The organism is Wolbachia endosymbiont (group A) of Anthophora plumipes (assembly GCF_964028115.1).
Taxonomy (GTDB): domain Bacteria; phylum Pseudomonadota; class Alphaproteobacteria; order Rickettsiales; family Anaplasmataceae; genus Wolbachia.
In genome coordinates this window covers 443,090-456,349 of the sequence record NZ_OZ034756.1, presented here as the reverse complement: position 1 = coordinate 456,349, position 13,260 = coordinate 443,090, and the positions used below count along the sequence as shown (strand labels likewise).

The following is a 13,260-nucleotide window of genomic DNA, read 5'->3' as shown; positions in this document are numbered from 1 at the left end:
ACATATAGTTGAAGTAATTCAGATTTGTAAGATATGTTTATCTGCAGTTATAGCTTCAACAGTAGGCGTTACTCTTGATTACCTCAACATTTTCTCTTGGCAATTCTTTAATGAACCGAGAAGTGCGCATCGGTTGCCACTGGTTGTTAATTTCCCTCCTATCTGCACATGAAATGATTAACCTTTCCTTTGCCCTGGTTATGCCAACATATGCAAGTCTCCTTTCTTCTTCTAAAGCTTTACCACTTTTATCTTCAAAAGATCTTTGATGAGGAAATAATCCCTCTTCCCAACCAGGTAGAAACACGCACGGGAATTCAAGTCCTTTGGCTGCATGAAGAGTCATAACATATACAGTGTCATCGTTATTCATATTATCCACTTCCATCACTAGACTTATATGCTCCAAGAAAGTTGTGGCATTATCGAAATTTTTTAAAGATGAGATGAGCTCCTTGACATTTTCTATTCGTGCTAAGCCTGTTACCTCCTCATTTTCAAGCATTTCAATATACCCTGATTGGTTTGCTACGATTTTAACGAATTCATGCAGTGGTTTTACGCTTACTATTTCTTCCCAAGCTTTAATTTTATTTAAAAAATCATTTAGTGAGAGTTTAATTCTTTCGGTTACTTGATTACTATTAACTAATATTTTTGCTGCCTCAAAAAAAGAAATTTTGTTATCCTGAGCAGTCGTGTATATTTTCTTTAGAGTTGTAGCTCCTATGCTTCTTTTTGGCCGGTTTACGATCCTTTCAAAAGCTAAGTCATCGTTATTGTTTGTAACGAGTCTTAAATATGCAATTATATCCCTGACTTCCTGACGTTCGTAGAATTTTACGCCACTTATAATCTTGTAGGGAATTGAATATTTTATAAAATACTCTTCGAGAACTCTAGTTTGAAAAGTGGCCCTTACCAGCACTGCAATGTCACTAAATCTGTATTTATTGAGCTTTAATATCTGTTCGCTTATGAACCTTGCTTCAGCTTTTCCGTCCCATAATTTTATTAGATTTACCTTTTCCCCTTCAACGTTTGTTGTCCACAATTTTTTTTCTAGCCGAGTTTTATTGTGATTGATAACATATGACGCAGTTGCAAGTATGTGAGATGTTGATCTATAGTTACACTCTAGTTTGACAGTTTTTGCATTTTTAAAATCATCAGAAAATTTTAAAATGTTTTCAACTTCTGCACCACGCCAACTGTATATTGACTGATCGTCATCTCCCACACAGCAAATATTTGAGTGCTTTTTTGCAAGGTATTTTAGCCAAAGATATTGTATTGCATTTGTATCTTGATACTCATCTACCATGACATACTTAAACTTGTTTTGGTAATAGGACAGAACTTCGGTCTTTTGATTAAAGAGTTGTATGTTATATAGCAATAAGTCACCAAAATCGACAGAGTTAAGGAATTTTAACCTTTCCTGATACTGGTGATAGACTTTGAGTGCAGTTACGTACACTGGCCTAAATGATTGAACGTCTTCCACTTCAGATGGCAGTAAACACTTCTCTTTCCATTGCTGAATAATATTCATAATGGTCTTACATTTTTCTGATAGGTAATCAGGGCTGATTTCATTCATGATGTTTTTTATTACCTGTAATTGGTCATCCACACCAATAATTGTAAAATTGGAATTTAGCCCCACGACTTCAGCATGATGACGTAGAATTTTTGCTGCAATTGCATGGAAAGTGCCAAGCCATGGTATGTTTGTGCCTGTTAGCTCAAGTACCCTTGATACCATCTCATTTGCTGCTTTGTTTGTGAATGTAACAGCTAATATTTCATCAGAATAAGCGTGACCGTTTCTAATTATGTGCGCTATTCTTGAAGTAATCGTTCTTGTTTTTCCCGTTCCTGCTCCTGCCAGTATCAAAACTGGTCCATCTATGTTAGTTACAGCTGATTGTTGTTCTGGATTTAGCAGTGAGAGATAATCGTTCATTTGCAGCCCTATAGATTATAACTTCGTAAAGTTAAACCTATGATCGAAATATTGTAAAGGTTTTATTGAATAGAACAGTTAAAGAATGTCCTAGGTGTATGGTCCCACCATACCAATTTATTGTACTAATTCTAGTATAACCTGCCGGGACAATCTATTTCAGTTCCAATACCTTACATTATAAGGATACAAGTCAATAATTGACAATCACTGAGATACAGGCTAAAATGTTTATATGATAATTCTTGTGAGGAGGAAAAATGGATTTTGACAAATATATTAAAGGCAATGCACTTTTTATACATGGATGTGTTGCTGTAGATATAGTGGTTAAAGAGCTAGTAAGGTTTTTACAAAATGAAACACACATTACAGAACTTGGTCTAGAATGGTGTAAAATTGATGATGAAGATGCAAAAGAGTTAGCAAAGCTCTAGCTAACGGTAATCTTACAAGTCTTGAATGGCTTAAATTATCATGTAACAAAATTGGTGGTAAAGGTGCAAAAGCTTTAGCTAATGGTAAGCTTGAAAATCTTAAATATCTTGATTTAACGCAAAATAATATTGGTGCTTCTGAAGGTGCAAAAGGGTTGGCTGAAGGTAATCTTATCAATCTTGTTCAACTTAATTTAACCCGGAATAAGATTGGTAAAAAGGGCGCAAAAGTTTTAGCCAATGGTAAGTTTGAAAATCTCGAGCAGCTTAACTTAGAAAACAACAATATTGGTGATGAAGGTGCAAAAGCTTTAGCTAATAACAATCTTACAAAGCTTGAATACCTTAGTTTAAAAGACAACTACATTCGTAATGAAGGTGCAAAAGCTTTAGCTAATGGTAACTTTACAAAGCTTCAACATCTTATCTTAACCGAAGGTGTTGGTGATGAAGTTAGAAAAGAGCTAGAAGCTAAGCTTACAAATTGTATTGTTGTTGTAGATTACCGTAATCGAAATCTACCATTCAGTCCTGAAAACAATAGCAAATACTATGTTTGTGGTGGGAAAGCAGTAGGTTTATTTCTAGGTTTGAGCATAGCATACCTTGCAGGAGCCGCCACTTTAGCTCCTGCTATTGTTGCTGTTGCAGTATTTATTGCAGCCACTGTTGTTGGTGCACTGGTGGGTTATGGTATTGGAAAGTTTTGCGAGAAAGTAAGTGAAGAGAAGCAAAATGATCCTGATATGAGTATGTGTACTGCAATTAAGAATGTCCTTATCCCTGAGTGTTTAATCCATAAGGTAGGCATTTAGTATTGACTTTACAACGATAGTCACTTTAAATTAGTAATTGTTGTTGCAGTTAAAGTATCGATGCCTTTTTTCTTTTATTTTTTCGCAATTCTTAGCATTTTATCTGCTGTTTGTGTAATTAGTGTAAGAAATCCTGTGCATGCAGTATTATTTTTAATTTTCACCTTCGTTAATTCTGCAGTTCTTTTTATTCTCCTTGGAGCTGAATTCATCGCTATGATGGTGCTGATAGTATACATCGGTGCGGTTGCAGTGTTATTCCTTTTTGTAGTTATGATGCTCGATATTGACTACATAAGGTTGCGCCAGGGTTTTGCGAAGCATTTCACTCCTGGTGCTATATTATGTGTTGTGTTTCTTCTGATTATCAGTTTTGTAATCCGCAGCTCAACGCTGAATATAAGTAATGTTATAAACTATAATGCCAATAACGTGAAAGCTATCGGTAATTTGCTCTACACTGACTACATGTACGCTTTTCATCTTTCTGGTATTCTGCTGCTTGTTGCAATTGTTGGTGCAATTGCTCTTACCTTGCAGGACAAGAAAAAAGGAGTTAAAAAACAGAATGTATTAAAGCAATTGACACAATCTTCATCTGTAAAATTGGTTAAGGCTAAATTTGGAAAAGGAGTAGAATGGAAATAGGATTAAATCATTTTTTGATAGTTGCTGCTATTTTGTTCACTATTGGGGTGTGCGGTATTTTCATTAACCGTAAGAGCATAATCAATATATTATTATCAATAGAAATATTATTGCTGGCGATTAATATCAATTTAGTTGCTTTTTCTGCCTTTATGAATGATATAGTTGGGCAAATTTTTGTGATGTTTGTGTTGACTGTTGCGGCAGCAGAGTCAGGAGTTGGGCTTGCAATATTGGTTGTATATTATAGAAGTCGTGGCAATATAGATGTTGAACAAGCGAACTTAATGAAAGAATGAAAGTATGATGGATATACTGAAATTAATAGTATTTTTGCCACTCTTTGGTTCGCTATTTGCAGCACTTTTTAGAAAAAGTCAGTTAGTTACAACGGCAGGGATTGGAATATCTGCAGTTTTATCTTGGTATGTTTTTCTCACCTTCTCTGAAAATTATCACTTGAGTTTATTTCCTCTATTTTCATTAAGTGTATTAAAAGTAAATTGGGCAATTAGTGTGGATGCTCTCTCATCCTTAATGCTTATTGTTATTACCACCGTTTCACTAGTAGTCCACCTCTATTCTATCGGTTATATGGAGCATGACAAAGGGAAGTCGAGGTTTTTTTCTTACCTATCGCTATTTACGTTTTGCATGATTGTGCTGGTTGTAAGCGATAATTTCGTGCAGCTTTTTTTTGGCTGGGAAGGGGTTGGCCTATGTTCTTATTTACTCATAGGATTTTGGTTCCAAAAATATTCTGCAAATAATGCAGCAATTAAAGCATTTGTTGTGAATAGGGTAGGAGACTTTGCACTATTGATTGGGATCTTTCTCATTTATTATACATTTCACTCTTTGAAATTTACTGAAGTTTTTGACACAGCTGATCTTCTTGGCGCACAGAACATTAGGGCATTCTGCTGTGAATTTAAAATAATTCATATAATATGCATATTACTTTTTATTGGCTGTATGGGTAAATCTGCACAGCTTGGTTTACATGTTTGGTTGCCAGATGCAATGGAAGGGCCAACCCCTGTTTCTGCACTCATTCACGCAGCAACGATGGTAACAGCAGGTATATTTTTAGTAGCAAAATGTTCTCCATTGTTTGAGCTATCAAATGTGGCACGAGAATTAATAGTTATTGTTGGGGCACTTACTGCTTTTTTTGCAGCTACGGTTGCGATTACTCAGAACGATATAAAAAAAATAATTGCTTATTCAACCTGCAGCCAACTTGGTTATATGTTCATGGCATGTGGGCTTTCTGCTTACAATGTTGCTATTTTTCATTTAATGACACACGCTTTTTTTAAAGCTCTACTATTTCTTGGTGCTGGCAATGTGATTCATGCAATGCATCATGAGCAAAACATTCAGAAAATGGGAAATTGCTGGAAGAAAATCCCTTGCACTTACACTCTCATGTGGATTGGGTCTCTTGCGCTTTCTGGAATATTTCCATTTGCAGGTTTTTACTCAAAGGATTTGATAATTGAACATGCTTATAGCACGGATAGCTTTGCTTTTGTAATAAGCTTAGTTGTTGCATTCTTCACAGCGTTTTACTCTTGGAGGTTATTGCTTCTTGTGTTCCATAGCCAAAAACAAAGTAAAATTAATATACATGAAGCACCGAAGATTATGCTTATACCATTACTGATACTTGCTTTTGGATCGGTATTTTCTGGAATATGGGGAGCAAATATTTTGAACATAACTAGTAATGCGTTTTGGAAATCAAGTTTAATGGTGATTGATGAGCATGGAGTTCATAATTTCTTTATAAAATTACTACCAACCTTGGCAAGCCTAAGTGGAATAGCTCTTGCGTACCTGATTTACCAATATCAAGTAATTAGGCAAATTAAGAGTAAATTTTTACTTAAGTTTTTGCAGAATAAATGGTACTTTGATGAGGTGTATGAGTTTGTTATAATTGCACCGATAAGATTTATGTCTAGGCTTCTATGGAAGTTTGATGTTAAGGCTATTGATTCATTTGGGCCAAATGGTGTTGTAAGGTTGGTTAATGAATGTTCAAAAAGTTCTATAAAGTTACAAACTGGTTATATATTTGATTATGCATTTATTATGTTTGTTACTTTAATAATCGGTGCTTTATATATTATTGGAATTAAATAGAAGGTGTTGTTACTTAGTATATTCTTGCTTCCACTGATAGGAGCGTTGATTTTATCCTCGATCAGGATTAATCATCAATCTATACACCTAAGATTCCTTGCCCTATTTTTTGCTGTACTTCCATTTTTGCTTAGCATTGTAGCTTGTATAGAATTTGATTATAACAATACGGACTTTCAGTTTGTCAGCTATCCAGTAAGAGATATTGGAATAGGGGTGGATGGAATATCGTTGCTTTTCCTTCTACTTACGACCTTCTTGTTTGTTATTTGTATGCTCTATAATTGCAAAATGAGTTATACGACCCTAAAAGCCTATATGGCATTATTTCTACTGCTTGAGAGTTTTGTAGTCGGTTTTTTCGTTTCACTGAATGCTATAAGCTTTTATGTGTTTTTTGAAGCTGTCTTAATACCAATGTTCTTTATTATTGGCATTTGGGGAGGGAAGCAAAGGATATATGCGACGTTTAAGTTATTTCTTTATACATTAACTGGCTCATTATTATTTCTACTTGGGTTGGTATACATCTATAGTGTTTTTGGAACGTTTAGTATACAAAAATTAGCTACATTAGTGCCAAGCCTTGATCTTGAAGTGCAGTCATTGCTGTGGATTGCATTTTTTATTTCTTTTGCAATAAAAGTACCTATGTTTCCATTTCACACTTGGCTTCCTGATGCGCATGTGCAATCACCAACTTCTGGGTCTGTGATTTTAGCTGGCTTGCTTATTAAAATGGGGGGATATGGATTTTTAAGGTTTTCTATTCCAATGCTTCCTCAGGCAAGTTTGTATTTTTCAAATTTCGTTGTTGTGCTGAGCATTATTGCGGTGATATATGCTTCTCTAGTTGCGTTTGCTCAAGATGATATAAAGAAGTTAATAGCTTATTCTTCAATAGCACATATGGGGATCGTTACTGCTGGCCTCTTTTCATTTTGTGAGGAAGGAGTACTGGGTAGCATATTTCAAATGATTAGTCATGGCCTTATTTCTGCTGCTTTATTTTTGTGTGTTGGAATGCTATATACTCGAACTGGAACTTTGGAGATTGCAAAGTACTTTGGCATAGTAAACACAATGCCAAAATTTGGTTTTATGTTCATTTTATTTTCAATGGCTTCAATAGGGCTACCTGGAACATCTGGATTCATAGGTGAGTTTTTGGCTATGGTTGGAATGTTTAAGAGCATAGGGTTTTTTACAGGATTTATCGCACTTGGCACTATTTTAAGCGCAGTTTATATGCTGAATTTATGTAAGCAAATAATATGGGGGGTTAGCTATTCTAAATTATTAAATAACCGCTTGGATAACATAGAATTTTCTGTCTTAATTCTGCTTGCAGTGTTTGTTATTTTGCTTGGATTCTACCCAACCCTTGCACTGAATTATTTGAAGCCATGTATGGCAAATTTGTTAGTCAAATATAATGCGCTATGAATTATATACAGATATTGCCGGAAACGTTCTCTATTATCTCCTCGTTAGTGTTGCTACTGCTTGGAATTATATTTAACCGCCGAACTATCAACTTATTAGCACTTGGCTGCACAGTGGTAACTTTGATTATTTTAATTATTTCGGCAGAAAACAATGAAATTTTTCTCTTTAATTCGTTGTTAAAACTCAATTTATACATCAGGTCAGCCCAAGGGTTAATTCTCAGCACAGGAATTTTAATACTTTTGATGCTGAATTTATCAAAATATGACTATAAATATGAATTTTCAATACTGATTCTTTTTGCGCTATTTGGCATGATAACTTTGGTTTCAGCAAATAGTCTGATTTCTTTTTATTTAGCTTTTGAGTTGATGAGTATATCTTTGTATGTTCTTGCGAGCTTTAATAAAGATTCAGCTTATTCATGTGAAGCAGGAGTGAAATATTTTACACTTAGTGCACTATCTTCCTGCATTATGCTATATGGAATGTCGCTGCTTTATGGATATACAGGACAAGTCAATTTCTCTGAGCTCGGTTCATTCTTGCAAAACCATCAGATAACTTATGGAATAGTTTTTGGGTTAGTTTTTATCCTTATTGGTTTGTGTTTCAAGCTTGCTATTGCTCCTTTTCATATGTGGGCTCCAGATGTCTATCAAGGTGCACCTACCATAGTAACTGCGTTTTTTTCTACGGCCCCAAAAGCTGCACTTGTAACATTTTTAATTCGATTGATGAATGAAGAGTTAGTAAATGTAAAAAGTTATGTTCAGCCTATTTTCTTATACGTTTCAGCATTGTCTGTGCTTATCTCAGCTTTTGGGGCCTTGCATCAGCAAAACTTAAAAAGGCTGCTTGCTTACAGTTCAATTGGTCACATTGGTTTTATATTTGCTTCACTTTCTATTTTTACACAAGCAGGAACAGATAGTGCCTTAATGTATCTGGTGATATATATCATCACAAGCATAGGGCTATTCTCATATCTCGTACAAATTGACGATGACGATTGTGATATTGCAAATTTATCTGGTATAGGAAAAAAGCAACCAATTTTAGCATTCCATCTTTCTATACTATTACTCTCGATGTCGGGAATACCTCCACTTGCAGGTTTTATCGCTAAATTTTTTATATTCAAAAGTTTAATAAATTCTGGCTTTATCAGCCTGTCTTTGGTCCTTGTAATAGCGAGTGTGATATCATGCTACTATTATTTAAATATCATGAAAGTTATGTATTTTGATAAAGCTAGTGGTAATAAGGTTGCTTATTCTAAGGGTCTATTCATTATCACTTCAGTGGCTTCACTGATCAACCTCGTTCTTTTCTTGTACGTTTTACTCACTCATTGAACTAAAGGGCTGACAAGGTGATCCCTAAGGGCTTTCATATTCATCATTACAAAGAAGTTTCAAGCACTAACGAAGAAGCGTTAGATTTAATTGATAAAGGAATATCAAATGAAACTGTCATTATTGCTGATAAACAAACAGAAGGTAGGGGACGCACTGGAAAAAGCTGGATTTCTCCAGAGGGTAATCTCTATGCGAGTTTGATAATTAACCAAGAAACGGATGTCAGCAAATTGACAGAATTGACTTTTGTTACTGCTCTTGCTGTTGGCAACACGTTACTATCATTTATAAGTGACAGTAACGTTCAACATAAATGGCCAAATGACATTCTAATCGATGGCAAGAAAATAAGTGGAATATTGCTTGAAAAAAGATCCAATTCGAATTGGCTCATTATAGGAATTGGAATTAATGTCAATCATGCACCACTTCCAGGAACAACGTGCATTAGCAATTACGGTGAATCTGTGTCTAACATGGATCTGTTAAAGGAATTAATAATAAATTTTAATAAGCTAAGAAAGCAATGGCTATTTGATGGGTTTTATGCTATAAGAGAAATGTGGTTAAAAAAAGCATTCAAAATGAATGAGCAAATCAGTGTAAAGTTAGCTGACAAATTGTATGAAGGAATTTTTGCTGATATAGATAAAAGTGGTAAATTGGTGTTGCAGCAAAAGGATGGAAGCTTAATTTATTTTGATGCAGGTGAGTTATTTATTGATAATGCATTATGAATACATATGTAATTTTTGCTTACCTTATTAGTTTTACGTTGATTACCGGAGAACTGATTTTTACCATTTCTTGCTATACTAAAAGTAAAAAAATTCTAGAAAGCCTGAAAGATAATAATGAAGAAGAAACATAAGCGATTACTTATAACTTCAGGAATTTTCTGCTTTTTAAGTTGTGCAGTTTTTTTTATTTTAACAACGCTCAAAGAAAATATCTCATTTTTCTATACAGTAAGTGAGGCAATAGTTTTACCAAATAATCAAAAGCCAATCCGTGTTGGTGGAATGGTTGTTGAAAATAGTGTGATACGGAGCGAAAGCGAAGTGATTTTTCAAATGACAGATTTTAATAAGAGCGTTATGGTGAAATATCAGGGAATACTTCCACCGATGTTTTCAGAAAAAAGTGGTGTTGTTGTGCAAGGTAAAATGTTTGATAATAGTACTTTTCTTGCAGATACAGTGTTTGCAAAACATGATGAGAACTATATGCCGAAAGTTTTAAAATAGATTCCCTAATTCAGCTGTATTGAAACGATATGTAGAGAGAGTAACAGCCTGCTAGCAAGCTGTTACTTTCCTAACTACTATAATATATCAAAGTGAGTTGGTGCCTCCCATTCATCTATGTTATCACCACCAGTTGTTCCTGTTTTTAATTTTTCAACCTCTTCGTTTAGGTTGTCAAAGTTTTCTTTCAAAAATTTATAATCTTGACTATTTGTGTGAATTCTCTCGGTATAATCTATAAAAGTCTTAGTCAATATGTTATCCAAATTAAGAACAAACGTGTCGTTTAAATCTTTGACTAGTTTGTCTAGAATTTTGTGGACGTAATCGACCGACGCATTCTTTTCTTTATTGCCTTCAAAAGATTTAGGCTTAATTTTGACCTCTATGTCATTTATTATTCTACGATTGGTACCGCTCATTCTGCTTGTTACTCCAAAGTTGCTTTCGCTTTCTTTTACACTGTAATTACTCATATTAACTCCTATAAAAAATTAGAATTTAAAACTAACTAGTTACCTTGAAATGGTATGTGAAAAAAGTAATAGCCCAGTGGGCTATTACTTTTTCTTATTTTTGCTAATTATTAGCTATTTTCTATCCTAGTGGATTTAACTCTGGAGAAAAAAAGGTGTTGGGATTTGTTATGTCAGAATCCGTGAATGAATCTACTTCCTCTCTCAATTTATCGATTTTCCCAATTAAACCTGAATCTTTATCACCAATTTCCTTCTTTATTGTAGATAAGTGCTGTGCGGTTTGGTTTACTACATTATTGATATGTTTTATTATGGGATTGACTGATTCTACAAATGTGTCAGCTTTTACCATCCCTTTAGTTCCTGTTATCTCTTTTAATGGTGCCTCAATTAACTCCACATTAAATTTTTTATCTTCTGTTGAATTATTCATGTTTATTAACTCCTTAAATAATAATATTAAAAATAATGTTATTCATTATCTTCTGTAATCTGCTAAACAGATATGGAGTAATCCTGAACAGTATAAGCATCATTACTGTTAAGGTAATACTCTTCATTTACTACAGAAGAATGTTGATAGCTAAATTGATTGGGGTTAACTATATCATCACCTTCCAGCAATTCCTTAAGTTCTTCAAGTTTTTCTTTCATTTCCTCTTGTTTCTTGTTTTGTTCATCAAACTTCTCTTTTAATGCATCAATAATAGCTTTAGACTGATCTTGATTGCTGAGATCACCAATCACAGCTGTCACTTTCTCATAAGGCAGTTTGTGAATGATGTCTTTAAGCTCTTCTGCGCCTATGTTATCCAAAAGTTCTTTAAACTGCTCATTAGACATATTGCGAGCAAAAGCTTGAAGTTTGTCTGGGTTATCAACTAAAGACTTAATGATAATCTGAATCTTATTAGGATCAGTTAAATCTCGAGCTACTATTGCAAGTTTCTTGTGGTCTAGCTTATTAATTAAATCATGTAATCTATCTCCTTCTAAATTGTGTACTAGGATTGGAAGTCGATCTTTCAACGCTTCATCAAAAAGAGTGTTTAAAATTTTCTCATCTGCATCTTTTATTAATTCTACAAACTGATCATTGCTTATTGTCTTGATAGCCTCCAGAAACTGATTCATTTTAAGGTGAGGGAAAATTTCTTTTACTTGGTCTAGATTTAAGTCTTTCACTAGGTTTGTAAGCTGATTTTTATCTAAAAGAGGAACAATTATTTGTAACTTTTCTGGATTTAGTTCCTGAGCAAGGGTTTTTAGCTGGTGATTGGTTAGATGATCCACTAAAGCTTGGAGTTGTTCATCCATTAAGTTCTCTGCTAAGACCTGCAACTGGGTTGAATTTAGTTCAGGAATTATTTTTTGCAGCTGCTCATTCGTTAAATTCTGTGCTAAAATCTGGAGTTGATTTGAATTCAGTTCAAAAATTATTTTTTGCAGTTGAATAGGTATATCAAGTAACATATTATTCACTATTTCCTTTATTTCCCCTGCATTACAAGGTGCTACGTTTTTTTGCAGCGCTGTATTGTAAGGTGAATCGATAATATTTCCTTTTTTATCTGAGAAATAGTATTTACCACTTTCGTCTCGCGTTACGTATTGATACGATACAGCTTGTGCAAGAAAATCCACACTACTGTACCTTTCACTGTTATCTCCTACACTAGTTATACCAAACTTCGTTATTGGGAAGACAAATAGAATATACGATAAATTCACTTAAACCTCCAGTTATAGGCGGAAAGCACTCTTTTTCATTTGTCTCATTATTATTGAGAATTGGTATTACTACGTTTACTAGCTGATCATTAAGGTATATAAGAGAATTCCTTCGCTTATCACAAGAGACTTTCCAGGTACCATCTTAAAAACATGCTTTTTTCCACTCATAGGCATTACCAATAAATTAACTGTTAGTATTCTAACATTTATTGATTAATTTATTATTAAATTGGTATATATTAGAATTATAATAACAAACATTACTTGCATAAAGAAAAGTTACAGAAAGAGGGATTTTTTAGGGAACTAGTATAAAATACTAATGGGCTAAAATAAGCTGACTTTATGATATGCTAGAACCTATATTGGTGGAGGCAAGCGGGATCGAACCGCTGACCTTCTGCGTGCAAAACAGATGCTCTACCAGCTGAGCTATGCCCCCAATTCTTGCTTAAAGCATAAATCACTCAGGCTGAAATGCAAGAAATATTTATCTGTTATAGCTAAACTGACTTAGATTTACTGACAATTTGAAAAACCGTCATTCCGCTGCGTGTTAGCGGAATCTATCTGCAGCAGTGTGACGTGTTAGCTATAGGCTATTGCTAAGCATTATAATAGTGCACAAATTCTGCAGGGTATATACAGTTTTCTATTTTTCTTATCTCCTTAGCGTTATACTTCACACCATCCAAATAAATCTGTGAACTGAAAATTAACAAGAAGTTTTCCTTTAAAAATTTTTTAAATTATCCATAGATTTTTTAACTAAATTATCACTAACGCAGTATATTATATAATTTATTTAACCACACATGAAAATTTTAGTTTGATTAAAACGGATAAAAACTGTATTGATGTTTAGTATAGCTGAAAAATGAAATGATCCCGTAGCTCAGCCGGTAGAGCAACTGACTTTTAATCAGTGGGTCACGCGTTCGAATCGCGTCGGGATCACTCACAAATTTTG

14 protein-coding genes and 2 tRNA genes are annotated in these 13,260 nt (G+C 34.2%); 11 read left to right on the top strand and 5 right to left on the bottom strand.

Features of this window, described 5'->3' with window-relative positions; genetic code table 11:
- Nucleotides 1-55 precede the first annotated feature (55 nt).
- On the bottom strand, nucleotides 56-1,969 hold the full coding sequence (locus tag ABWU75_RS02375) for an ATP-dependent helicase (RefSeq protein WP_264731011.1): 1,914 nt from the start codon (nucleotides 1,967-1,969) through the stop codon (nucleotides 56-58).
- A 260-nt stretch (nucleotides 1,970-2,229) separates the two neighbouring features.
- Between ABWU75_RS02375 and ABWU75_RS02370 the strand changes: the two genes are divergently transcribed.
- The 10 genes from ABWU75_RS02370 to ccmE all read left to right on the top strand — a co-directional run bounded on the left by ABWU75_RS02370 (nucleotide 2,230) and on the right by ccmE (nucleotide 10,077).
- Nucleotides 2,230-2,406: a hypothetical protein gene (locus tag ABWU75_RS02370; RefSeq protein WP_353286997.1), complete on the top strand. Its 177-nt coding sequence runs from the start codon at nucleotides 2,230-2,232 to the stop codon at nucleotides 2,404-2,406.
- A 155-nt stretch (nucleotides 2,407-2,561) separates the two neighbouring features.
- Nucleotides 2,562-3,221: a hypothetical protein gene (locus ABWU75_RS02365; RefSeq protein ID WP_353286996.1), complete on the top strand. Its 660-nt coding sequence runs from the start codon at nucleotides 2,562-2,564 to the stop codon at nucleotides 3,219-3,221.
- Between the two features lie 60 nt (nucleotides 3,222-3,281).
- Nucleotides 3,282-3,869, top strand: coding sequence for an NADH-quinone oxidoreductase subunit J (locus tag ABWU75_RS02360; protein WP_353286995.1), 588 nt, complete (start codon nucleotides 3,282-3,284; stop codon nucleotides 3,867-3,869).
- The gene (nuoK, locus tag ABWU75_RS02355; protein WP_019236815.1) at nucleotides 3,860-4,168 is read left to right on the top strand and encodes an NADH-quinone oxidoreductase subunit NuoK; all 309 of its coding nucleotides are present in this window, start codon (nucleotides 3,860-3,862) and stop codon (nucleotides 4,166-4,168) included. The genes ABWU75_RS02360 and nuoK overlap by 10 nt, the downstream gene beginning before the upstream one ends.
- A gap of 4 nt (nucleotides 4,169-4,172) precedes the next feature.
- Nucleotides 4,173-6,020: an NADH-quinone oxidoreductase subunit L gene (nuoL, locus tag ABWU75_RS02350; RefSeq protein ID WP_353286994.1), complete on the top strand. Its 1,848-nt coding sequence runs from the start codon at nucleotides 4,173-4,175 to the stop codon at nucleotides 6,018-6,020.
- Nucleotides 6,021-6,023: 3 nt separating this feature from the next.
- Nucleotides 6,024-7,466, top strand: coding sequence for a NuoM family protein (locus tag ABWU75_RS02345; protein ID WP_353286993.1), 1,443 nt, complete (start codon nucleotides 6,024-6,026; stop codon nucleotides 7,464-7,466).
- Nucleotides 7,463-8,827 carry an NADH-quinone oxidoreductase subunit N gene (locus tag ABWU75_RS02340; protein WP_353286992.1) on the top strand — a complete coding sequence of 455 codons (1,365 nt, stop codon included), beginning with the start codon at nucleotides 7,463-7,465 and terminating at the stop codon, nucleotides 8,825-8,827. The genes ABWU75_RS02345 and ABWU75_RS02340 overlap by 4 nt, the downstream gene beginning before the upstream one ends.
- A gap of 17 nt (nucleotides 8,828-8,844) precedes the next feature.
- The gene (locus ABWU75_RS02335; protein ID WP_253309436.1) at nucleotides 8,845-9,567 is read left to right on the top strand and encodes a biotin--[acetyl-CoA-carboxylase] ligase; all 723 of its coding nucleotides are present in this window, start codon (nucleotides 8,845-8,847) and stop codon (nucleotides 9,565-9,567) included.
- On the top strand, nucleotides 9,564-9,701 hold the full coding sequence (locus tag ABWU75_RS02330) for a hypothetical protein (RefSeq protein WP_182158513.1): 138 nt from the start codon (nucleotides 9,564-9,566) through the stop codon (nucleotides 9,699-9,701). The genes ABWU75_RS02335 and ABWU75_RS02330 overlap by 4 nt, the downstream gene beginning before the upstream one ends.
- Nucleotides 9,685-10,077: a cytochrome c maturation protein CcmE gene (gene ccmE / locus ABWU75_RS02325; protein WP_253309438.1), complete on the top strand. Its 393-nt coding sequence runs from the start codon at nucleotides 9,685-9,687 to the stop codon at nucleotides 10,075-10,077. The genes ABWU75_RS02330 and ccmE overlap by 17 nt, the downstream gene beginning before the upstream one ends.
- A gap of 77 nt (nucleotides 10,078-10,154) precedes the next feature.
- Here ccmE and ABWU75_RS02320 read toward each other — a convergent pair whose 3' ends face one another.
- From ABWU75_RS02320 to ABWU75_RS02305, 4 genes are all read right to left on the bottom strand, one after another.
- Nucleotides 10,155-10,553 (bottom strand): hypothetical protein, encoded by a 399-nt coding sequence (locus tag ABWU75_RS02320; protein WP_353286991.1) that lies wholly within the window; start codon nucleotides 10,551-10,553, stop codon nucleotides 10,155-10,157.
- Between the two features lie 121 nt (nucleotides 10,554-10,674).
- A complete protein-coding gene (locus tag ABWU75_RS02315; RefSeq protein WP_264730999.1) occupies nucleotides 10,675-10,989 on the bottom strand; it encodes a hypothetical protein in 315 nt (104 codons plus the stop codon).
- A gap of 62 nt (nucleotides 10,990-11,051) precedes the next feature.
- Nucleotides 11,052-12,287 carry an MgtE intracellular N domain protein gene (locus ABWU75_RS02310; protein ID WP_353286990.1) on the bottom strand — a complete coding sequence of 412 codons (1,236 nt, stop codon included), beginning with the start codon at nucleotides 12,285-12,287 and terminating at the stop codon, nucleotides 11,052-11,054.
- A gap of 369 nt (nucleotides 12,288-12,656) precedes the next feature.
- Nucleotides 12,657-12,732, bottom strand: a tRNA-Ala gene (locus ABWU75_RS02305).
- A 442-nt stretch (nucleotides 12,733-13,174) separates the two neighbouring features.
- Here ABWU75_RS02305 and ABWU75_RS02300 point away from each other — a divergent pair.
- A tRNA-Lys gene (locus tag ABWU75_RS02300) sits at nucleotides 13,175-13,247 on the top strand.
- Nucleotides 13,248-13,260 lie beyond the last annotated feature (13 nt).